Genomic DNA, 21,698 nt, shown 5'->3' with positions numbered 1-21,698 from the left:
ACGTTACCCCTTTCGTGAGAAGTCCATGTGCTTCTTGCCGATCTCGATGTATCCCTTGTCCACGATCTTCGGGATGATGTAGGTGCCGTCTCGCAGGTCGTAGTTGATGAGGTCGGGCTTGCCGTCCTTCATCTCGTACACGCTGAACTTCTCGCTGGCCGTCGTCTTGATGTAGGTGAACTTGTCGTCGTGGTAGATCGACTGGACGGCGAAGGGGTCTTCGTTCTTGAACGTGTAGTCGAATTTGAGCTGGAGCGGATACGCGCTCTTGTACTCGTCTACTGCCTGGGTTACGTGCGTTTGCAAAGTAGCGAGCTGTTGTTTGGCCTGGTCTAGCTGTGCTGCGGGAACGTATTGCGACGGTCCCGCCGAGGCTGTGATCGAAGACTGATCTGCGGGCTGGACGATGACCTTCAGGTCGGCATCGCCGCCCTGGGTGGAGATGTCCTGCAAGGTGAAGCTGTAGATGTTGCCCTTATCCGTAATCAGATTGAGATTGGTACTGATACCTGGCTTGGCCGGGTGAACGAAGCAGAAGCTACCCACCACATCGACGATCCAGAAGTCCTTGTCGCCGGTCGCGGCCTCCATGATTTTTTCGGTCGTCGGCACCACGATCAAGGTCGTGTATTTGACCTTGGCGCGGATGGGCACAATGTCCTGCGAGTGGTACTGCACCGTTCGGGCTTGCTCGGCGGGTGCAGCGGGTGAAGTCTGGGCAAAGGCCGCTGTCGAAGACAAGGCCGATGCAAGAACGAGAGCGAAAAGGGGGATCTTCATGCGACAGCTCCTTTGCGGTTGGGGGTTGCGGTGGACGCCGCGGGCTTCTTCTCCGTGACGTGTTGCTTGGGCGGAAAGGGATGGTCTTCAGCCAGACGGCGGACTCCCTCGGCGACGCCGTACCGGGCGAAGTAATCGCGCTTGAGTTGGTTGTCCTTGGCATTGTTCGTCGCGATCCAGTAGGAGACCGAATCGACGTTTAGTCGAACTTTCTTGGAGGTCTGGGCCTTGCGAACGAGCATCTGTCCGCGAGTGAGGTCGGAGATGATCTCAAGCTCGGTATCGTTGAGGTGGAACGCTTCGCGGTACACCTCCCGGTTCATCTCCGGGTTGGCAAGGAAGATCTTGGTCGGGCAGCTCTCCGAGACGATCTGGAGCATTCCAGACTCCTCAAGCTCCTTGATGGACTGCGTGGCGAGGATCATGGCCGCGTTGTGCTTCCGCCATGTCTTCTGAGCCGTGACGACATAGTTCCGTATCGTCTCGTTCTTGATGAAGAGCCAAGCCTCGTCCAGAAGAAAGAGCTTGAAGGTCGAGAGCCGTTTCGGATTGGCGATTTCGAGCGATGCCCGATGCAGGACGTAAAAGAGGAGCGGCTCCAGAACATCCGGCGCGTCACCCCAGCCGCCGAAGTTGAAGGTCTGGAAACTGGAGAACGTCAGCGTGTCTTCCGCGTTGTCGAAGAGGAAGCCGTACTGCCCGTCAGCCGTCCACCGGTGGAGCCGTTCCTTCAACTCGCCGATGATCTCGGCGAAAGTCGAGAGCGTGCGCTGCGCAGGCTCGATGACGTACATATTCTCGATGGCCGCCCACAGCTTCCGTTCCTCCTTGAAGTCGAGGTGATAACGCTGGCCGGTGCCTTCGATCAGGACGCGGAAGAAAGAGAACAGAAATTGCAGGTTCTCCTTGGTTGGTTCCAGAGAGAACGGATTGATACGGAAGTCGCGAGACTCCTGGCCCACGTTCAAGTAGCTGCCACCGAAGATTTCGGTGAGCGATTGGAACGAGCCTCCGATGTCAAAGGTGTAGGTAAGCGGCTCGTATTTCTGGGCATTGGTGAGCAGGAAATTGCATAGGAAACTTTTGCCTGAACCCGTCATACCGAGGATTAAGGTATGCGCCACCTCACCGTTATGCAGGTTGAGGTAGTAAGGCGTGGCGTTGTCCGTCTCCATGACGGCCAGGTACTCCGTTCCCAGATGCGGGTTGTGCTTCTCGCCTTGCAGGATGGTGAAGAAAAACGAGAGGTCGGCATAGTTGCTCAGCAGCATGTACATCTTGCGGAGGTTCTGCGCGTAGTTGCCGGGCACCACGGCGAATAGCGCATTGAGCTGGTTATAGGTCTCCGGGAAGAGCGAGCCGTCCGCGTTTGCAAAGACGGTAGCGAAGTCCGCAATCTCGCGCTCGATGACAGCTTTGTCTTGGCCATAGAGAACGATGGTTAGCGATAGGTCGCCAAGGGTCTGTCCGTCACTGAGTGCGCGAAGGCAGTCCCCGAGAACTTCGATGTCGGCCTGTTTTCCTTCGTCGATCAGTACGTCACGTTGATTGACCTTGCTCTCGTCCTTCATGGAAGAGATGAGTCCGGCCTTAGACATATTGGCGTGACGCCGCCGTTTCACAACCTCCTTTTTGGCCGCATCCGTTGCAAGCGGAGTCCATTCTGTAACGGCGTAGAAGTTCGCTTCGATCTTGAGCAGCTTGTCGAGCACCAGCGGGCGCGTCTCCGTGATGGACTCGCGCATGGTGAGCAGGCGGACGAAGTGATCGCCGATGCGGAGGTGGTCGCGCTCCGCTTCGATATCGGAGTTCACCACCTGGAAGTCGAGGTACTGGGAGGTCTGGGGTCTGCCGGCGATACGCCACGCATCGAAATTGAGCAGACGGCGAAGGAAATGGAACTGATCGTCGGAAGACAGCGTCTCGATCTCGACCTGATCTCGGAGCTGCTGCTCAAAGGCCTCGACACGGTGTTTGAGCCGAAGATGATCGCGCTGTATTTGAGAGCGGAGCAACACCTTCATGACGTTGCTGGTGAACTGCGCTTTGAGTTCTCGGACTGCGCCTTCAGGATCGCTTGGGAGGCGTCCCAACGCGGCCATGATGCCGGTCTTGGACCTTGTACCTTCGAGCACCACCGCGTAGTAAATCTCGATCTCGTAGAGATGATCCAGCTTCGACTCGAAGAACTCACGGCGCTGGTCGATGGCCGCGTCGATCAGCGGGTCGCCATAGCGGGCGAAGGGCATCTCCGGCCGGTTGGTCTTGAAGAGATATTGGTAGACGTGGAATCCCGGCCCGAACGACTTGAGGGCCGCCTCAAGCCGCTTGACCGCGAACTCCTGTCCAGCCTGGTCAAGGCCCTCGAAGTCCACTCCGCAGACCTTGAGGATCATGCCCAGGTCGCCGCTCTTGGTAAGGAAGGTGGTTTCATCCCAGAAGCCGTAGAGGTTAATGTTCGCGTTGAGCGAACCGGCATCAGTCCACGGCTTGATGATTTTGGCGAGTCGTAGCATCAGCGTATCTCCACGTTCGGGACTTGTTGCTTGGCGGCGTCGTAACGCAACTTGAAGCGTTCGGACTTGCCCATGATCTTGAGAAATGCCGGGTCGGTCGTTGTGATCCAGCGACCGAAGATGTAGCCGCCGATGAAGACTGCGGCTCCGGTGAGGAGCGAGTTGAACAGGTTGAATGCTCCGACCGCTCCAACGCAAACAAAGTAGAAGACGGTGCGCTCGACCCCGAGATACGTGAGGGGCTTATGCAGAGCCTTGTAGACCCGATTTCGGCGTCTTGGTGTGAGTTCTGTCATAAAGCCCCTCGCGGGTGAATGAAGCGTGAGCGGAACGATGAGACCAAGGGGCTAGGAACCCCAAAGCCAAGTCAGGATGTTTGTGGCCATCACCGCGATTCCAGTGCCAGCCGCAACTCCGGCGAGAGTCTTCTTCGCACCGGGTTCTCCGTGGGCGAACGCATACCCGCCCAACACAATCGCAATCAGACTGCTCACCTTTGCAATCGTTCCGGTGAAAAGGGTCTGAATGGATGTGAGCCCTGTGTCAAAAGGCGAACTCCCGCTTTGAGCGTGGGCTGCCAGTGGAAACAGGAGAAGGGTGAGCAGTAAAAAGCCCGAGAAGGAAGGCCGATGGTTCGGCCTCTCGACTCGGGCTGCACGATGAAGCGTCTTCATGTTTGCACCTCCATCCGACTCAAGTTCGTCGGGGGTATGGCGCAAACGTAGAAGCGGAAAAGGCTCAGCGTCCAATCACTTCTTGGGAGAGCACTATTCCTGCGGGTAATGATGGTTGGTGAGTCGAGGAGATTTCTGAGAGCTATTTCGAGAGGTACTGTTCCAGCACTTGCGGCTCTCCGGCTCCGCACACGGAGAGATTTGCCTCAATTTCGGTCCGGTTCGAGACCAGACAGTTGAAGCTTGTCCCGTCTGTGAAATCGATCTGAATCTCGGTGCCATTGCTTGTGGCACGGAAGATGTTGAGCGTCTTAATTGTCTTGCCGCTGAGGGTTGAACACTCGGTTGGTCCTTCGCTTCCCATTCCGACTCCTATCAAACCGCCCACGACCTTTCCAAGATGCCCCTTATTAGGGGATTCGTCAACGCTTCCACAAACTTAAGTTGTGAAGCAGCGTGCCGAAGCCGAAACCCGAAAGTCGCGAAAGGCCCGGACCGCTCCGTACCAAGGAATGTACGATGATGTGCTTCGCCGCTTGATAAACGCAAGAGAAGAAATCGGTCTCGGCCAGCGCGAAGTTTCCGAGCACCTCGGCATGTCGCACTCGTTCTTATCGAAGTGTGAAACCGGCGACCGGCGAGTGGACCTTATGGAGCTTATCCAACTGGCAAAGCTGTACAAAAAGCCGATACAGTTCTTCTTTGGAAGCTAGCTGTAGAAGCTCGGATGGACTCCCTCTGGTCGCGACCAACAGGTTCCAGCAGGAGGATTTCGTCTTTCAAGTACCCGGTCTGGGGAACATTCAGCTATCAAAAATGAATCCATCCCTCGGGATTCCAAACCTGTTAGATAGCCGGAGAAAGCCTGGTTCCAAGGCTGAAATTCTTCAACGACCGTCCCGACCGATGGCATCGGGGATTTGCTCCCACCGGATCAGCCCCAAGTATCGCTCTCCAGAGGGATCAGGCGCATACACTGACCATTAGGAGTGGCCAGCTTCCCCACCTACGAGCAGGTGCGTACCACTAAGGCCGCGGAAGGTGTTATGAGCTTCATTGTTGGAGTCTATGGATATACTTTCACGATGCCGTTTCACGCTGCGGGGCTGCGATTCGAGCCTCTCTTCGTAAACCATTCGCTCGCCGTAGAACGGGGCCGCGATACACAGACCTTTCGCTTGACCGGCCTCCTTCATGTGCCTATCGATTCACTGAAGTCTCTCCCCGCTTGGACGAACACCTTCTTTGATTTAGAAGCCTCTCTGACATTTTGCGAACGACAGCGCGTCGCCTTGTCCCACTGCATTGAACTCCTACCCGGCGAAGACGCCAAGGCCATTCTGCTGTCCGACGAGGAGCACGAAATCAAGAGCGCTCTACCGATGAAATTGGCACTCAGCGATTCCCTGTCGCGACGGAGAGCGAGACCGACATCAGGAGCTTGTCTCCAGTTCGACAGCTTCTCACCCGATATGCGGACGCAATTTCTTGATCTTGCGATGGCGAAGCTCTCAGATGCATCGTTCCAGGATGCGACAGGGTTTCGCTCAGCGTTCTTTCGGAGCACCGAAATGGTGAAGATGGGGGAGGCGCCGATTGACGTAACTTATTCCCTCTTATTTACGGGGCTTGAATTGCTGGCGCGGAAGGCTCTCAAGCCGGAGAAAGACAAGTCCTTGAGCTTTATCCTGAAGACGTTCTTCGAATCGTTGGGATTCTCTCTCACCGAAGATGAGGGGAGGCAGATCGCGCAATGTCGCAACGCTCTTTTCCATCGGGGCGAACTTTCCGCAACCTACCACACGGAAGACGGTGGGATCGAACGCGCGATCAAGCTGACCGAGCTACCGGATCTGGAATCGTTGTTCGCCGATGCTCTGCTCAAGGTCCTTGGATTCACTGATCCTGAAATCAACTGGAACAGATGGCGCGACAGGACACCTTTCCAAAAAAACAACTGACAGTGCGTTCCGACCGATAGTCACTGGAAGAAAACAGGAGTTCCGTCTTTATCGAAACTCTAACGCTGTAAGGTCGCCAAGGCTTGGTGTGGAAAATGCGAATTCCGCAGAACCGGTCACGTTCGGGGCTAAAAGCCTCGTGCGCCATTTCCTCTGGTTATGTCAGCGGAGCGAAACTAGAACACGACGCCGACCTTCTCCACAAGTTGCCGAGGGTCTACAAGATATTCGTCTTCATCCAAAGTAAGCGTGTGATTCGAATGGTCTCGCACTGCAACGGCGATCATGCTTGCACTCGCTTCGATCCTCAAGACCACTCCGGGCCCTTCATGCAAAGAAGAACGCCTCGCAGCAAAGCGCCGCGCCGTTTCGAGGTTGGGCGTCCAGGAGATACCGTAGATCCGGCGTCGGTGCCGCGATGCCAGCTCCCCGCGATAGAGGGTCAGACCGTCTCCTGTGTAAGGCGGCAAGAGATGCCGGAATGCATCGACGAGGCACGGCAGGTCACCTTTCAGCCCTCTTGGAATGCTCCATAAACCGTAGGTAAACCAGAAGAACAGCAGGGCGTTCCCTTTATCTACTTCGGGACTTGGCCCCACCGCGAACTGCTCAACGGCCGCAGCCCAGCACCGAAGCCGATTCATGGCTCGCAGGGTGGGTTCAAGGCGGCTGTGATCCCGAGTTCGAACATCCTGGCAGAATCGTTGCACAGTCTCTTGCACGTTCAAGGGACCACTGTTTTGTTTGTTCAAATGCACTACACCTCATACGAGCACGCCGGCACTGTCCGATCCACACTGTGAATTCCAAACGGGTTTGCATCGTTCAATCGGGAATGTGAGCAAGGAACGCGTCACCAAAATCAGTCTTCATCATTCGGCGCGCGATGCATTTAATCATCGGCACAAGCCTTGCAATCTTCCGCGTATCCGGTAGCTCATCATACGAAATCGCGAGCTCCCGTCCGGTGTCCTCGAACAGCGCGTGAGCAATGTTCACCCTAATCGGATTCAACAGTTCTCCAATCACTTCATCGAACAATCTGCCACGAACCTCCAGCGGAACAGCACTATCGAGTGCTGGGAGGCTCCATTCCGGTCGCACGTAGAATAGTTTGTCCAGCCAAGTCCGAATGTCGTGATATGCCGTCGGAAAAACCTCTGACAGAGAAGCAGAGTGATTGAGATTTGCAGCCTTTGCAGCTCGTTGAAGCTTTTTCCGTCTTGCTCTCAACGCCTCGATAATCTTGAAGAGGCAGAGAAACTGATAGACCGGGCTATTGGAGTTCAGGGCCTCACGGTACAACGATGCGATTCCGCGAAAATCTGGTTCGGTACGTGAGAGCGGCGCGACAATCATCGGCACATCGAAGAACGGAACCGTAATCGTCACATGGCAGCTTTCGGTGGAGAGATCTTTCGTTTCAATTTGTGCGATCTCTAACGGGATGTCTAACTGCAGACTGAACTCGCTAAGCGAGGGAGCCAAAGCTCGAAATGCGATCTCTTCGGCGTGAAACCGGTCGCGAGCCCGGATCGGTCGCGATGTGAGCTTTCCCAGAAAGCCGCTTTCATTAGCAGTACCGATGAATTCAAAAGGTCCATCATCGCCAATCGACTGTAGGACGATCCGATCGACGTCCTCACTTCCCGGCGGTGTGTAGGCCGGTGGGCAGATAGCGAGGTGGGAATCTCCTGACAAGCCGCTCGAAAATGACACTTGGCGTTCTCCGACGAGCGGAAAGCCAGGTCTCTTCAAAACGAAAACGACTTCGTACATTCCAGGCGCCCCACCGGAAGGAACGGAACTGCGCGGATCGTCGTTGGGAAACTGATTCACCACGTGAAGCTGTTGAAGTTGACCCGGAAACCCTGCGAGACCAGCTTTGAACTCAGTGGCATTCAACGGAAGATTGCCGGGCGACCGAACCGGATCGACGATTGTTCCGTGACATCGCCTATATTCGACACCACTCCCGCAAGAACAAGGAGCGCTACCGTCGTTTGCTTCGCTCATCATCGCTCCTTCCAACTACACCGATGCCAGCCCTGGCTTCTGTCTATTTGAAGTCAGTTTCTCTACGCTAAAGTGGGGGCCAGGTAGTGGGACCAAAGCCTTTTTTCTTCCATTCCAAAAGCTTCTTATAAGGGGGATCGTTCTGTGCCTCCGGCGGAACGATGGGGTCGTCGTCGTCTTGAACTCCAACGCCGTCAGCGTCACCTGGACCAATTGACCATGCATCTCTGAAATGGACGTGGATCTTGAGAAGATGATTCTCATCAAGTAGCTCGTATTCATCGCCTCTCCCCGTATAGACGGCGGGAGCCAAGTAATACTTTCCGCATTGATCCACGCTCTTCTCGAATCTGGATAGGTTGAAGGAGGACGTGGCGTCCATACGATTCAAGCGAGACATGAGGAGGAAGTATTTCGTTCCTTGCCGAAGTGGCTTAGCCTCCGCGTTGGCTCCTATGATGACGCAATAGGAAAAGGGCTTTGTTTTGCTAATGCCTTTAACAAGAGAAACTCGAACGGCATCGTCCCTGTCTTCCTTCCCGATTTCCCGCCTCCAGCCAGCGAAGATCGCCTGCGCACTCACTCGATCACGAAATACGGGCGCCATGATCGGCGGAACCCGAGGGTCAGGCGAAACAGCGAAGGCTGTCGCACTCCAACCGGCTTTTTCCCAAAGGTCCGTTCTTATGGGCGAAACCATCTCCATCTGGGAGTGCTTGGGTTGCCCTTTTGATCGTTCCGCAAACTCGGAACGGGCGGCGGTGCCGTTTTCATCGGCTGCATGCAACTCTGGGAGTTCAGAGTCCCAGGAGGCCTGGCGCCGCAATTCGTACAGATTGGCGTCGGGGTCTACCCATTGCCCTATCCGTTCCTTCGGTTTGCTTCCGATGAGATTGCCAAGCGCAATGAAGCTCCCGGTGAAATCTAGCGCTCGCTGAAGAGCTAATTCATCACCGAATAGCTGCTGCATGTAGGTCTCGATAGAGCCATTGATCCAAAGGATGCGAGCGAGAACATTCGACAAAGTTGCGAGCATCTTCTCCTTAATCGAAACCATTTGCTCCGGGGATAGACGGTTCGGGGAGAAGTCGGCACAATTGATTGCAAAGTGTGGATGGCCGTCCCGTGCGCTTACCTCGAACCCGAACGGAAAGGAGGCAAAGTCGTTATGCCGGATGTGAATGGTGCAACTGGGCTCTCTGGCAATGACCTCGGTCCAAGAAGAGGTCGCAAATATTGCTTCCAATGCTGCCAGCAATGACTCTCCGAGTTCCACGCTTGGATGGCGGTTATCGCTTTTTACGGTGACCACACAACCGAGGACGTTTGTCTTCATCTCGACGGTGCGCCGCTCATAAAACAGTGGGCGTTCTGGGAGATCATCGAAGATCCCGGACTTCCTAGCGTCAAGCAGGACGGGCTCTAGCGACTCCCCGCCGGGAGCCCGCCAGCGGTCTTCTGCATCCCCGAGAGCGAAAAGCAACGTTTCGGACGCTACCTGAAGGTTATGTGCTTCGAGAGTATCCGGCAGGCCCTTTAGCCACTTCAGTTCCCAAAAGTCAGTCTTGAGTAGCAGAATAGCGAGAGAGAAATCGAATTGCATTTCGCTCTGTTCGATCGACGTGGTATCAATATCGCGCTCGGCTAGTGCCCGCGCTAGCGTCTGATCAATTTGATGCCACATGAGCAAGTGAGGGACGCGTCCGAGTTGTAGCTCAATCCACTTGATGCGGTTGAAACATGCGAGCTGAGTGAGGTTCAAATCTCCTTTTGCGAACAGATCGTCGGTCGAAAGGGACGCAGCGATCAGCAGGGAACCTCGAGCTGCCCAAAAGAGACCAAGTCGTTCGTAGGCTCTTCCACACAGATACAGCGCCCGAACGAGTTCACGGCGGCTTTCGTTTTTGTAGAGCTTTCCTAATGCTTTGCCGAGATGCATGATCGCCTGATTGGGTCGATCGCGTAGCAACTGTTTCTGTCCGCTCTTCACAAGCATCTGTGCGGCAACGATATCGTTTTTCCGCATGCCTGCGATATCGACGATTTGTTGGAATAGCCGTCGATATCCGGGAACGTCATCGAGCACGTCTTCCAACTCGACGAGTAAATCGATCAACTTTATAAGCGGATATCCGGCGAGTGCTTCCGCTTCGGAAACGACAGCGCTCAGTTCTTCTAATAGTGCTGGCAAGTCTTTCGACGTGGGATCGGCTCGAAAAATGCTGATCAGGATCTTCATCGTTTTGGCTTGCGCAACGGAACTCGGTCGGTCCTCCTGAGAGGTAAGACGGTCCAATTCGGCTAAGAGGCGTGAAGACTTCTCCTCAAAGAAACTCTTTGGAATTAGGGCGTCATCTCTCCGATACAAGCCGTAAAGCAAAATCCAAAGATTTGTCAGAAGTTCATAATCGTACGTGTTCCAGCTATCTCGGACGCGCTCTTCCATAGCGTCGTATCGCTTAAGGAACTCCGGAAAGTCCTCGTACCACCAGAAGGTAGTCTGAGCTCGATCGTAGGCATTCCGAACGAATTGATGGGGGATGCCGCATTTTTGCACGATACGATCGGCACGCTCAAATCGTCCGTCGGTCTCAATGCGTGGTCGTTCCAAAGCACGTGACAATATCGGAGCGGTCAAAGCATCGTCGGCGAGATGTAAGCTGTAATGCTCGGTCGTCACCGCCTGCTCAATGCGAGCTTCGATCTCTTGAAGATCACGCTCCCGCTGAAGGTCGAGAGGCCCGTTCTTGGTTGTGGGGAGCCTAGTGATCGCCAATTCAAGCTTTTCAATCGCTAAGTCTTCGCGCTTGTTTTGGAAGACCTTGTCAAGAATCCATGTCCGATCAAATATGCGTACCTTCGATTCCATACTTCTCCGACAGTTCATCCTCGGCCGCGGCTCGGTCTTTGCTTCGAATGTATCGGCTGCTAATGAAGAAAATCTTGGTGTAACCCCGTCCGGTTCCCGCGATGGACGCCACATCTGCGCGGACCTTCTGGCCCCATGCCTTTTTGGCACTCGCCGCGAATGCCCAGCGTTCTGCCGCGGACTCCCGCCCAACGCCAACGAACCAGTGGAGTGACAAAGAATCGGCAACTGGATAAGTTTCTGTATCCGCCTTGCTGTCTCCCCCACCCGTTGGCCCGGTCTGCGGAACCAGATTGGGGCAAACCTCCTTCTCTGCAAGGGCGCGAGCGAACTCTTCAAAACTGACTTCCTGACTGCGATTGGTGATGGTGTCCAAGTGGTATTCAAGGAGCGATCGGTCAAGATGACTTTCTTGCTCTGACCAAGAATCCGAAAAGGCCTCAGGACGACGGGCACGCAAGAAATCTCTTGGAGAAAAGTTGCCGAGTCCCGGTTTGGATGTCTTCGTCATCGTGCGCCTCGGTATTTGGATTACCCATTCTCCCAGAGATTAAGGAGAATCGTCTCGAGCGACGTCCCGCGACAGCTCGACGAGGTCCAGTAAGCAAGAACGATGGGTCTAGAATCCTCCTATTGAGGTCATGCACGTGAAACAGCGTCTGGGCAACAAGCTCAAAATGCCGGATCTCCCGGAACAAGATTTTGTGGACGCACTGTCTGAGATCTGGTTTCAGATCAGCTTCGCGGCATACCACATGGCCTACGTACGCGTGTATTCGCAATCGGACGCTCTCCGCACGGCAGTCAAGCTACTGCGTGAGCAGGACCAGGACGTGCGAGATCATGTGCAGACGGACATTGTCATCTGTCGGAGCCATCTGGCCGCGTTCTTTTGGCACCTGGAGCATGTCTTCGAGGCGTTGCGGACGGCGATCACCCGCGGGCAGAAGGAGCATGCCGGAGAAAAATACTTCTGGACCTACGAAAAGCATCTCGACCAGATCGAGCAGCTTGCCCTTCGCAAGGAGATCAGGGACTACCGCAACATGGGTCACCAGAATCCCGCCATCATCGGCAGCAAATGGGACGGCGATGAACGCTTCCTTCATCACTTCCTCCCGACGATCAGCGAGCACCAGCCCCGGGAAGACGTCGAGATGAACACCCGGCTGCAAGAGTATTTTGAGTTCGGGGCGAATGTCTGGCTGGAGTTCGCGCCGGGTGATTTCAAGGAGAAGTTCCCTCGCGACTTCCGTTTCCCCGTCACTGTCCCCTATCTATTTGGTGGAGAGCTGCCGAAGGAACTGAAGGGAGTTCCGCAGTTGCAGGTGTCAGTCGAATCGTACAATCGGGAGATTCCGGAGACTGAGGATCCCCATGATGCGGCCTAGCGGTGATGAATACGCCACAAACCGCGGGATGAAAACTGTACGATGGATCGGTCCAAGTGGCCGTTTTGGCATTTGTAGCAGCTTGTCGAATGTGTAAGTTACAGATTTTGGGCTGTGGTAAAAGGTTCGACTCCCCCCCCGCTTCCACCAACTTCCATCAGCACCGCACGATGAAGGCGAGACGACGATCCAAGCTGGGCTTCCGGCGTTGTAGTAGTTTGCTTCCCTTCTTCCCCCCGCAGGTAATCTGATCTTGCACCGGCAAGATGAGGGCAGACGATTGATCGAACGTATTACCGCTTCTCCCAGCGTGCATCTGCGTCACTACACAGCGCCTCTTCTGGTTGAGCGCGAGCAGTATCTCAATCACCTATTGCAGAAGGGTCTCGGCGCGGATCGTGTTCGCTCGGCTGCGGCCTACCTGCTTCATATTGTGCGCACCATGGAGCTGACTAGCCTGCGTATGGTGGAGCTAATAGAGATTGAAGCGGCGGGCGAACGCTGGAAAGAATACACCGGGCCGGAACGGCGAGGCACCCTTCCCGGAGCGACGGCCAGCTATTTCGTTCGCTTCGCAAAACAGTGGCTGAGCTTCCATGGCATGCTTGTGCTCCCGATGGCTCCGGCAGACTGGTTCGACGCGCCCCTGGCGCAGTTCACCAAAGCACTGGCTGGACAGCGTGGACTCGCTGCGGCAACCGTCAAGAGTTACTCCGACAGAACCTACAACTTCCTGCGGTGGGCGGCAGAGCGCGGCAATCATCTCTCCCAACTGACCGGCGAAGAGGCGAACGCATTCGTTCGCCTGAAGCGTACAGAGGGATGGACGGCGGCGACCCTGGCCACGCAGTGCCAAGCACTTCGGTCCTTCTTTGCATATGCCGAGAGCCAGGGCTGGTGCGCAACGGGCACCGCCGACCGCATCCGCAGCCCCCGTGTTCCGGCGCAGACGACGATGCCCAAAGGGCCGAAGTGGGCGGAGGTGCGCAGGCTGATCCGTTCCGTCAACGGCAAGACCGTGGAAGCGTTGCGTGCCAAGGCGATGCTTCTGCTGTATGCCATCTATGCCTTGCGAAGCAGCGAGGTCGCACGATTACGTTTGGAAGACTTCGACTGGCGAAGCGAGACCTTCACCGTCCGCCGGGCGAAGGGCGGCGGCGTCCAGCAATACCCGATCCAATATGAAGTCGGCGAAGCCATCCTCGCTTATCTGCGCTATGGGCGACCCCGATGCTCCTGCCGCCAAGTCTTCGTAACCCTCCACCTTCCCTATCGCGCCATCGGTGCTGCTGGAATGTGGCTCGTGGTGGCGAAGCGAATGGAGAAGATGGGGCTGGAAACAAAGCATCGCGGGCCACATGCGCTGCGTCATGCGTGCGCGACTTATCTTTTAAAAAAGGGGCACTCCCTACATGAGATTGCGGAGTTTCTGGGGCATCGCAACCTCCAGTCGGTCGGCATTTATGCCAAGCACGATCAAAAGGCCCTGCGGGCGGTAGCCGCGTTTCGTTTGACGGGGATATGCTGACGCTCTCGGAGGCAGTTCAGATTTACGTCCAGCAAAGACGCGCTGGCGCCGGGGCTCTCGATCCGAGCCACAAAGATCTCGTGACGCTCGGCGAGCGAGTGGGAGACCTTGCACTCCAGAGGATTGCGCCGCATCACATCGCGGCATGGCTTCACCAGATCTCTTCGTCGCCGGTCTCCTGGGAAGCGAAGTATCACGCGCTCCACCGGTTCTTCGACTTCTGGGTGAAGCGAGGCGAGATTCAACGTGCTCCCATGCCCAGCAAGCGCAAAGATCGTTCCCGTGCCTTCGTTCCCTATATCTATACCCGGGTAGAAATATGCACTCTGTTGCGCACGGTGCGTGCCAGCCAACAAGCTCTCTGGTGCCGCATCGACGGGGAGACATTGCGTACGCTGCTGATCCTGCTCTATGGAACAGGTGTGCTCGTCGGCGAGGCCCAGAGATTGCTGCTTGATGATGTCGATCTGCGGCGAGGAACGATCATCGTGCGTGGGCCAGCGGGCAATCGTCCGCGTACGTTGCCGATTGGCGATGACATCGTTCGTGCTTTGACCAGATATCAGCGTATGCGTCAGCGTAAGAAAACGTCGAGTGAGCACTTCTTCGTGAATAAAAGGGGCGAAGCCCTCAATCCGAATACTCTCTATGGCACCTTCAAACGCATTCGATTGCTTTCCGGAATCCGCCGCCACGATGGTGCGTACTACCAGCCGCGCATTCATGATCTGCGGACTACTTTCGCAGTCCATCGCATTACTGTATGGCTGCGTCATGGAGCGGACCTCAACCGGATGCTGCCGGCCCTTGCAGCGTACATGGGCCAGATTGGTTTAGGTTCCACGACGCGCTATTTAGCGCTGACACCGGAACGATTTCGCGCTCAACTCAAACTGCTTAGTCCAGGGCGGAGGAAGCGCCACTGGCGGGATGACACGGAACTGATGCGATTTCTGGAACAACTCGACAGGGTAAACGATAGGCCGCTGCGCGTTGGGGCAGCCGAAACGAGGGTGCATGATTGAACGCATCTTTACTCGTTCGGAACAGATCGCGCTTCATCAGCAGGTACCGCTCTTGACGGAACGGGAAGACTACTTACGATATTTGCACCGCCAAGAGTACGGCTATAGTTCGTTGTACCGCGTGGCGAGTCTGCTGGTGCCGATTGTGCAGTTTCTTGCACTGAACGAATTGCGTGTGATCGGCATGGCAGAGCTGCGCCAAGCCGCAGCTGCGTGGTCTGCTACGCAACAAAGGGAGGGCGATGATATCGCCTCGCAGTCGCGACGCGCTGAATCCTTCCTGGTCGTCGCGCGCCCGTGGCTGCGCTTCCATGGAAAGCTGGCTCCTCGCGTTCTTCCTTATCAGAACGAGATCGCGGCGTTCACCGAAGCCATGCGTGTCACCCGAGGTTTGGCACCAGCCACGATCAATGGGTACTGTAACCGCGCCCAGCACTTCCTGACATGGCTGGCGGCACAGGGCGGCGAATTGCGTACCGTTTCCTTACGCGAAATCGAGACGTACCTGGACAGCAGACGAAACTCCGGGTTGAAGCCTGAGGTGATGGCTTCCCAGTGCCAGGCGATGCGCAGCTTTTTCCAGTATGCCGAGACACAAGGCTGGTGCCCGCCCAACCTGCCACTCGGCATTCGCAGCCCGCGTGTCCCGAAGTATCACCCGCACCCCAAGGGCCCCGCGTGGCGACACGTGAGCCAACTCTTGAAACTGGCCGACGGGCCGAAGCCTGAACAACTGCGTGCGAAAGCCATCCTATTGCTCCTGACGATCTATGGCCTGCGCAGCAGTGAAATCCGCGACTTGCGGTTGAATGACTTCGACTGGCGCAACGAAGTGTTCATTGTTCGACGAGCGAAGCGCGGAGGTATGCAACAGTATCCGCTCCAGTATGAAGTCGGCGAGGCGATTCTTGCGTATCTTCGCTTCGGTAGAGTGCGAAACAGCTCTAGCCATCTCTTCCTGTCGCTGATGCGTCCCTATGGTCCACTCTCCTCAACGGTTGTCTGGCAGACCGTTGGGAAACGATTGCGCATCCTTGGCCTCGATTTGGAGCACATCGGCCCGCATTCCCTGCGCCACGCTTGCGCGACGCGTTTGCTGAAAAAGGGCGCTTCTCTCAGCGATATCGCAGAGTATCTCGGGCACCATGATACGAACTCCATTGGCATCTATGCCAAACATGACGGATATGGCTTACGTCAGGTTGCCGCGTTCGGCCTCACGGGGTTGCGATGAGACTACGCGAAGGCATTCGCCTCTATATCAAGGCGAAACGGATGCAAGGCGTGGAGTGGGTCAAGGGGGCACAGATTCTCCGTTGCTTTGGTAAGGAAGTGGGAAACCTCCCGCTTCACCTCATCCGGGTGCATCATGCGGAGTCGTTCCTCGGCGATGGACTGGTCTCCCGGATGTGGGGGTACAAATATGGCGTACTCCACCAATTTTTCCTGTACTGGGTCGCGCACCAGGAGATCGGTGGTTTGCCGCTCCCTCCGCGCTGCCGGCCTCTGCCACAGACCTTTGTCCGCTACATCTACTCGCGCGCCGAACTGCATCGGCTTCTGGTGTCCACTAGCAAGACGCAACGCGGATTCATGTCCATTTTTACCGCGCGGACGTTCCGCACGCTTCTGCTGTTTCTGTACGGAACCGGCGTGCTGTTGGGAGAGGCGCTGAGGTTGGAACGAAGCGACATTGATTTTCGGAAGCGTCGCATCACCATTCGCAACGGTCGTTTCGAGCGAACACGCGAGATTCCGATTGCCCCTGATCTGCTGGAGATACTGCGTCGCTATCACAAGAATATGCGCCGTAAGGGCACGATGATCGACCCGCAATTCTTTCTGACGGTCAACGGGGAGAAGCTGAACGATCACACGGTGCAGAAGACGTTTGAGCGGCTTCGCAGGGTGGCTGAGGTGGTGCGTACTGATGGGTCCCGTTATCAGCCGCGCCTGCACGACCTGCGCCATACCTTTGCCGTACATCGCCTGACCGCGTGGTACAAACGCGGCGCAGACCTCAATCGCATGCTTCCCGCTCTCGCTGCCTACATGGGGATGAGCGATCTAAGAGCGACAGGGCGGTATCGTGCCTTGACGCCGGAACGGTTTCGCAAGCAGCTCAACACGCTCAGCCCGATGCGCGGGAAAAAACGGTGGCGCGATGACGCCCAACTGATGAAGTTTCTGGATTCTCTGTAATCTCAATCTGACGACTTAAGTTGCCGGCGCAACCAATACAGGAGAAGCGGGGCTTGGGCTAATCTGCGGTGAGGATGGTGTTCTTTCATGATCGAGGCTAATGTGCCAGCACCGAAGGTGTTTCTCAGCCACGCGAGCGAAGATAAACAGCGATTCGTAATCCCCTTTGCGACTTCTCTACGTATGAAGGGAGTCGATGTCTGGCTCGACAAATGGGAGATACTGCCGGGAGATAGTTTGGTCGATAAGCTTTTCGAGGAAGGCCTTAAGGAAGCCGAAGCGGTCCTGATTGTGATCTCCGCGGTAAGTGTCACCAAACCATGGGTGCGGCAAGAACTTAATACGGCCATTGTTAATCGAATCACGCGTCAGACCAAGGTCATACCGATCGTCTTGGACAAAGCAGAGGTTCCAGAAGCGTTGCGCTCTCTCGTTTGGGAGCCCATTCCAAACTTGAATGATTACGGAGACCAACTGGATCGAATTGTGGCAGCCATCTTTGGCCGTCGTGACAAACCGGCCCTAGGAAAATCTCCGGACTACCTGAAAGAGCGGCCGATTCCCGGCCTTCATCCCTCCGACATCCGGGTCCTGCGGTTGATCTACGAAGATGCCATTGAACGAAACCGCCCGATTTGGAGCCCGGAACAGTTTTCGTTGAAGCTGGAGGATATGTCCCGGGAGTCATTCCTTGACTCGCTGGAAATTTTGGAACAGCAGGGATACATCAAGATCAAACGATTGATGGGCGGCTTGCCGCGAGGAATAGGAGTCATCCAGCCAACGTTGAACGGCTTTATGGTTTTCGCGAGAGCGAACATGCCTCAGATCGAAGAAATCATTCGTAAGGTCGCCTTAGTGATCCTCAATGAAGGTCTGGAATCTGCTTCAGAGGTCACGGAAACGACACAGATAGCTCCATTTGTTGTGGACAATCTGCTTGACTTGTTCGCTTCACGCAACTGGTTGAAAGTTTCCAATACGCTGTCGGATAAACATGTCTACAGCGTTTCCCCGAGCATGAAGCGTGCGCTTGCTTAATCGTTCCTTCTCGGGCCGCGGCTAAGCTTCATCCTCGCCCAATCCAAGCTTCTTCTGGGTCCATTCCGTTCCTGCCGCCGAGAGCATATCGCTCCAGGACGCGAACGGAGTGTTTTGCTGAATGAAGTTGTCCCATTCCTCATCCGGGATGTTTGCGAAATCTTCAGCCGTCTCTACTTTGAAGCCGCTCGCTTCGAACATTTCATCTTCCGAAAGGAACCGGGTGTGCTTTGCCAAAAACCCAGGCGTGAGCAATTCGCTCAGCGGGACTTCTTGCGTGCCGTGAATTGATTCGGCCTTCTCAGCCAGGTCTTCCAACTTCTTGCTCAGGTCGTCGAAGCCTTTGATCTCGATCATGGAAGAATTTCCTCTCTGTGTTCACCTTACAGAAGTTCCTGTAGCTCGACGAACCGATTTTGCACAGTGTCCCATGACGGGTACTCGCCGAAGCAAAGGACCTCGCACTGGCCCTGATATTCGCGGGCGATATTGGAGAGGAGCTGCTGTTTGGGAAAGAGAGCGTCGCTGTTGGCAAAGCTCATGCGGTCAGGGAAAAAGTAGCTGCCCGGAAAATGAGTCCGGCTGATGAGGTCGTAATCCTCTTTGATCTCCTCGTATTCGGTGGACTGGAGCATATCCATCACCTCAGGCTGTTGGGAAAGCTGAAAGAGATCGTAATAGTGCCGGGCGTAGGTGCCGAGCGGGCGTCCGTCGCGCTTGAGCATCTCTACTTTGCTGTGAATGGCAAACATCTTCTCTACGAAGGTTCGCCGAAAGTGGAGCAAGCGCATCGGAAACGAACCTTCGTCTTCAGCTGCGAGTGTAACGCCTGTTTCCGTGAGGAACCGGCTGAGGTAGGAGCGCAGCTCGACATGGGCGGTCGGTTGGCGGCCGCTGGCGGCACCGGCCTCAAGTAGCACACGGTTGGCAACTTCGCCGCGACCGCCGTAAAGCTGCTCGTAGGAGAAGCGATCATTGCGCCCGAAACCGCCGATGGTCTGGCTCTCTTCGGGCAGGAATTCCAATGCGGGATGTGCGGCGACAGCGTCGCGTAGTCTCTTCAATTCCCGGTCGATGCCTCGTTTTGTCAACGCCGGCTCGAACGTCAGTGGGTCCAGGAAGATGTCGATGTCTTCCGAAAACCGCTGGATCAGGTTCCAGCCTTTGGAGAGACTGGTACCGCCCTTGAAGATGATTTGGTCGCCCGCAGCAGCGGCGATGATGCGCAACACTTCGGTGACGTAGTAGTCCTTCTCGATGATCGCGGGGCGTAATCCCTGAGCCGCGAAATGCTCTGCGGCACGAAGGATCGCCTGCGCGAAATCGGGATGCTCGAACAATTTCACGATTGGGGCGACTCCTTCGCCTGCCATTTGCGCGCGTGCTTCAGCGACGCAAAGTATCCAAAGTCGAACCTTGAAAGAGGATTCAAGGAGCCGCGCAGGCGCGTTTGCGCGCCTGGGTGTTGTCCAAGTTCTTCGGCCAAAGCTCCAAGTAAGGCGCGAACCCGTGGCGGCTCAGAATCAGCGACCTTGAGCAGCCGTTCGAGCTGGCGATCAGTTTTGAGCAGAGCTAAGGTCTTCTGAATGGTTTTCTCCGGAGAGAGTTCGCTCGTCCTGCCTCCGTTGCGCAGAAAGTCGAGCAAGGCGGCTTCTCGTTCGGACAGGTTCTTCCATGCTTCCGGTCGCCGGGCGTGGACACGAGTTTCCGCTCCAATTAGCTTTCTTGGAAGACTGAGAGAGCTGGTCGCCACTTCGCTTCGTTTGGGAGTCTGAGTCGTGAAGCCGAGCAAGTTTGCTGCAGCGACTCCTGACGGATAGATGGTGCTGTTCCGTTCCGCTAATTTCTGAATGGCGGTGGGATTGGGATGGCTGGGCCCGAAAGCCGTGGAGCGCGAACGGTAGTAGATGCCCTTGCTCAACCGTTGCAGTGTGCCGCTGCGGGTCAGGCGAGACAAAGTCTGGGCGACAGCCGGAAAGGGCTGGTCCCGGAAATCATCGTGACGCCAAAGCCGTTCCCCACCCCGTTCAATCTGTTGGCGGATGGAGCTGGCTGTTTTGCGGGTTTTGGTGCTCTCTTCCATCTCTTTTACGATGGCGCGGCATCCCGCCTATGTCAAGTTTTTTTGCGACAAAACTTGACATCAAAGAGAACAGAGATACCAGGCATCCGCTTCAAGTAGCCGATATAAGTGTGGATGCACGCGTCAAAGGCGCATCGAAAACAACACCACTTTAACACCACTGAGAAGATTCCCTTGCGTACTTTTCAGGTTTTTTGAGGGTGGTGTAGTTCACATAAATAACTGAAAATAAAGGTTATGGCGCATCTGCAAAACCAGTATTCATGGGTTCAATTCCCAGCAACGACCCTGACAAGAGGGTGCTTACTACATCAAGATTGACAAGAGACCCGAAGTCGTTCTGAATATACTCGCGCAGCTTCCACAACCTTAAGTTGTGAAGCAGCGTGCCGAAGCCGAAACCCGAAAGTCGCGAAAGGCCCGGACCGCTCCGTACCAGATAATGCATGGTGATGTGCTTCGCCGCTTGATTAACGCAAGAGAAGAAGTTGGTCTTAGCCAACGCGAAGTTTCCGCGCAGATGGGCATGTCGCACTCGTTCTTGTCGAAGTGCGAAACCGGCGACCGCCGCGTGGACCTCATGGAGCTGATCCAATTGGCGAAGCTGTACAAGAAGCCGATTCAATTTTTCTTCGGAAGCTGAGCGTCAGAACGAGGAACGTGATCGCGGAAGTGACTTCATTGTCACTGAGCGGTCGTAGATTTTGTGCTAATTTGTGCTAACTGCTGGCCGCTCTAGGCATTTTGGCACTTTTGTCCCTTTTTAGAATGTGCAAGTTACATGTTTTCAAAGCGGTAAATGTGTTCGATCCCGACCCGCGCCTCCATAAATCTCAACAACTTAGAATCCATTTGGGCATTGATGTCCTTATCCCCGCCTCACCCTGCTTCAGGATCCCGATAATCTGCTCTTCACGGAAATGGCTCTTCTTCATCGCCGCCGTCCTCTCAAATAATTTACGAGAGAACTTCAGATTCAAATGGCAGAGATTGCCGGGGACAGGTCAACGCATGGAACGCACGATAGGCTGATGTCTATATGCGCTACGAGACCACTGGACTGTTGAAGCTAGATCTCAAGGAATTCGATAGCATCTCGCCTCTGTGAGCGCTATGTTCAAACCTGGCAAATCGAGCTTAAGGACGAGGCACTCCTCTAGCCCCGGAGCTTACCCAACTCTCAGCCGGAATCCGCCAGCCACCTGCTGCGAAAATACTTCGAGACAAATGATGCCTCTATCTTTTTAGTCGGACGGATCGACGTAGGATCATGCCATCCCATTTCATCAGTCCTCGGAAGTTGAGCACGACCATGACCAGCAGGCAGCCTACGATGCTGCCGGCAAAGCCGCAGCAAAGGATAGCTACCAGCCCTTGGCCGAGGCTTCCCGAATCCAAGAAGAATCTAAGCCCTAGAGATGCTCCGGTAATGGCGCCAAGAGCAGTCCCTCCGCCACAATAAAAGATGAGCAACATGTCGGCCAAATGATCGACCATTTCGTGATCGTAAACGCGACCTGATATGCCCGAGACATATTGGATAAAGATGGGTTCATGCTCTTGCTCAGTGCTTGAGCCCGACGTTGCGACTTTGACTTCATTCATCCAAGTT

The 21,698-nt window shown here is 55.3% G+C and carries 23 protein-coding genes; 9 read left to right on the top strand and 14 right to left on the bottom strand.

Annotated features, from left to right (window positions below; translation table 11 throughout):
• Window positions 1–3: 3 nt before the first annotated feature.
• The 5 genes from GRAN_RS21490 to GRAN_RS21470 form a co-directional block, all read right to left on the bottom strand.
• Window positions 4–780, bottom strand: a complete 777-nt coding sequence (locus tag GRAN_RS21490; RefSeq protein ID WP_128915048.1) for a TrbG/VirB9 family P-type conjugative transfer protein — start codon at window positions 778–780, stop codon at window positions 4–6.
• Entirely contained in the window at window positions 777–3,296 is a 2,520-nt protein-coding gene (locus tag GRAN_RS21485) for a VirB4 family type IV secretion system protein (RefSeq protein WP_128915047.1), read from the bottom strand. Before GRAN_RS21485 ends, GRAN_RS21490 begins: the two co-directional genes overlap by 4 nt.
• The gene (locus tag GRAN_RS21480; protein ID WP_089407898.1) at window positions 3,296–3,592 is read right to left on the bottom strand and encodes a VirB3 family type IV secretion system protein; all 297 of its coding nucleotides are present in this window, start codon (window positions 3,590–3,592) and stop codon (window positions 3,296–3,298) included. Before GRAN_RS21480 ends, GRAN_RS21485 begins: the two co-directional genes overlap by 1 nt.
• Window positions 3,593–3,643: 51 nt before the next feature.
• Window positions 3,644–3,970 (bottom strand): TrbC/VirB2 family protein, encoded by a 327-nt coding sequence (locus GRAN_RS21475; protein WP_128915046.1) that lies wholly within the window; start codon window positions 3,968–3,970, stop codon window positions 3,644–3,646.
• Window positions 3,971–4,112: 142 nt separating this feature from the next.
• Window positions 4,113–4,334 (bottom strand): hypothetical protein, encoded by a 222-nt coding sequence (locus GRAN_RS21470; protein ID WP_128915045.1) that lies wholly within the window; start codon window positions 4,332–4,334, stop codon window positions 4,113–4,115.
• Between the two features lie 82 nt (window positions 4,335–4,416).
• On the opposite strand from GRAN_RS21470, the gene GRAN_RS21465 reads away from it, so the two are divergent.
• Together GRAN_RS21465 and GRAN_RS21460 are read left to right on the top strand one after the other, a co-directional pair.
• On the top strand, window positions 4,417–4,683 hold the full coding sequence (locus tag GRAN_RS21465) for a helix-turn-helix domain-containing protein (protein WP_206662817.1): 267 nt from the start codon (window positions 4,417–4,419) through the stop codon (window positions 4,681–4,683).
• Between the two features lie 276 nt (window positions 4,684–4,959).
• Complete coding sequence (locus GRAN_RS21460) at window positions 4,960–5,931, top strand: hypothetical protein (protein WP_128915044.1); 972 nt, start codon at window positions 4,960–4,962, stop codon at window positions 5,929–5,931.
• Between the two features lie 176 nt (window positions 5,932–6,107).
• On the opposite strand, the gene GRAN_RS21455 is transcribed toward GRAN_RS21460, so the two are convergent.
• From GRAN_RS21455 to GRAN_RS21440, 4 genes are all read right to left on the bottom strand, one after another.
• Window positions 6,108–6,575: a hypothetical protein gene (locus GRAN_RS21455; RefSeq protein ID WP_150133275.1), complete on the bottom strand. Its 468-nt coding sequence runs from the start codon at window positions 6,573–6,575 to the stop codon at window positions 6,108–6,110.
• A gap of 181 nt (window positions 6,576–6,756) precedes the next feature.
• On the bottom strand, window positions 6,757–7,950 hold the full coding sequence (locus GRAN_RS21450) for a YecA family protein (RefSeq protein WP_161571094.1): 1,194 nt from the start codon (window positions 7,948–7,950) through the stop codon (window positions 6,757–6,759).
• Window positions 7,951–8,014: 64 nt separating this feature from the next.
• A complete protein-coding gene (locus tag GRAN_RS21445; RefSeq protein ID WP_128915041.1) occupies window positions 8,015–10,816 on the bottom strand; it encodes a hypothetical protein in 2,802 nt (933 codons plus the stop codon).
• Window positions 10,791–11,327, bottom strand: coding sequence for a hypothetical protein (locus GRAN_RS21440; RefSeq protein ID WP_128915040.1), 537 nt, complete (start codon window positions 11,325–11,327; stop codon window positions 10,791–10,793). The genes GRAN_RS21445 and GRAN_RS21440 overlap by 26 nt, the downstream gene beginning before the upstream one ends.
• 136 nt (window positions 11,328–11,463) lie before the next feature.
• Here GRAN_RS21440 and GRAN_RS21435 point away from each other — a divergent pair, with 136 nt between their 5' ends.
• The 6 genes from GRAN_RS21435 to GRAN_RS21410 all read left to right on the top strand — a co-directional run bounded on the left by GRAN_RS21435 (window position 11,464) and on the right by GRAN_RS21410 (window position 18,003).
• On the top strand, window positions 11,464–12,207 hold the full coding sequence (locus tag GRAN_RS21435) for a hypothetical protein (RefSeq protein ID WP_128915039.1): 744 nt from the start codon (window positions 11,464–11,466) through the stop codon (window positions 12,205–12,207).
• A 280-nt stretch (window positions 12,208–12,487) separates the two neighbouring features.
• Window positions 12,488–13,735 (top strand): site-specific integrase, encoded by a 1,248-nt coding sequence (locus GRAN_RS21430; protein WP_128915038.1) that lies wholly within the window; start codon window positions 12,488–12,490, stop codon window positions 13,733–13,735.
• 80 nt (window positions 13,736–13,815) lie between these two features.
• The gene (locus tag GRAN_RS21425) at window positions 13,816–14,760 is read left to right on the top strand and encodes a tyrosine-type recombinase/integrase (protein ID WP_161571093.1); all 945 of its coding nucleotides are present in this window, start codon (window positions 13,816–13,818) and stop codon (window positions 14,758–14,760) included.
• The gene (locus GRAN_RS21420) at window positions 14,753–15,994 is read left to right on the top strand and encodes a tyrosine-type recombinase/integrase (protein WP_128915036.1); all 1,242 of its coding nucleotides are present in this window, start codon (window positions 14,753–14,755) and stop codon (window positions 15,992–15,994) included. Before GRAN_RS21425 ends, GRAN_RS21420 begins: the two co-directional genes overlap by 8 nt.
• Entirely contained in the window at window positions 15,991–16,962 is a 972-nt protein-coding gene (locus GRAN_RS21415; protein ID WP_128915035.1) for a tyrosine-type recombinase/integrase, read from the top strand. The genes GRAN_RS21420 and GRAN_RS21415 overlap by 4 nt, the downstream gene beginning before the upstream one ends.
• A gap of 87 nt (window positions 16,963–17,049) precedes the next feature.
• A complete protein-coding gene (locus tag GRAN_RS21410; protein ID WP_128915034.1) occupies window positions 17,050–18,003 on the top strand; it encodes a toll/interleukin-1 receptor domain-containing protein in 954 nt (317 codons plus the stop codon).
• A 21-nt stretch (window positions 18,004–18,024) separates the two neighbouring features.
• Here GRAN_RS21410 and GRAN_RS21405 read toward each other — a convergent pair whose 3' ends face one another.
• From GRAN_RS21405 to GRAN_RS26445, 4 genes are all read right to left on the bottom strand, one after another.
• Window positions 18,025–18,360, bottom strand: a complete 336-nt coding sequence (locus GRAN_RS21405; protein WP_128915033.1) for a hypothetical protein — start codon at window positions 18,358–18,360, stop codon at window positions 18,025–18,027.
• Between the two features lie 26 nt (window positions 18,361–18,386).
• Entirely contained in the window at window positions 18,387–19,349 is a 963-nt protein-coding gene (locus GRAN_RS21400; protein WP_128915032.1) for a nucleotidyl transferase AbiEii/AbiGii toxin family protein, read from the bottom strand.
• Entirely contained in the window at window positions 19,346–20,086 is a 741-nt protein-coding gene (locus GRAN_RS21395) for a DUF6088 family protein (RefSeq protein ID WP_128915031.1), read from the bottom strand. The genes GRAN_RS21400 and GRAN_RS21395 overlap by 4 nt, the downstream gene beginning before the upstream one ends.
• Window positions 20,087–20,321: 235 nt before the next feature.
• Window positions 20,322–20,588: a hypothetical protein gene (locus tag GRAN_RS26445; protein WP_241655057.1), complete on the bottom strand. Its 267-nt coding sequence runs from the start codon at window positions 20,586–20,588 to the stop codon at window positions 20,322–20,324.
• Between GRAN_RS26445 and GRAN_RS27135 the strand changes: the two genes are divergently transcribed.
• Window positions 20,529–20,729 (top strand): helix-turn-helix domain-containing protein, encoded by a 201-nt coding sequence (locus tag GRAN_RS27135; RefSeq protein WP_421800871.1) that lies wholly within the window; start codon window positions 20,529–20,531, stop codon window positions 20,727–20,729. The two genes, GRAN_RS26445 and GRAN_RS27135, sit on opposite strands and share 60 nt — an antisense overlap.
• Window positions 20,730–21,322: 593 nt before the next feature.
• On the opposite strand, the gene GRAN_RS21385 is transcribed toward GRAN_RS27135, so the two are convergent.
• Window positions 21,323–21,691 carry a hypothetical protein gene (locus tag GRAN_RS21385; protein WP_128915029.1) on the bottom strand — a complete coding sequence of 123 codons (369 nt, stop codon included), beginning with the start codon at window positions 21,689–21,691 and terminating at the stop codon, window positions 21,323–21,325.
• Window positions 21,692–21,698: the final 7 nt, after the last annotated feature.

The sequence above is a fragment of the Granulicella sibirica genome, from assembly GCF_004115155.1.
GTDB lineage: Bacteria > Acidobacteriota > Terriglobia > Terriglobales > Acidobacteriaceae > Edaphobacter > Edaphobacter sibiricus.
Note: the sequence above shows the minus strand (reverse complement) of the source record. Positions and strands in the feature narration are given on the sequence as shown.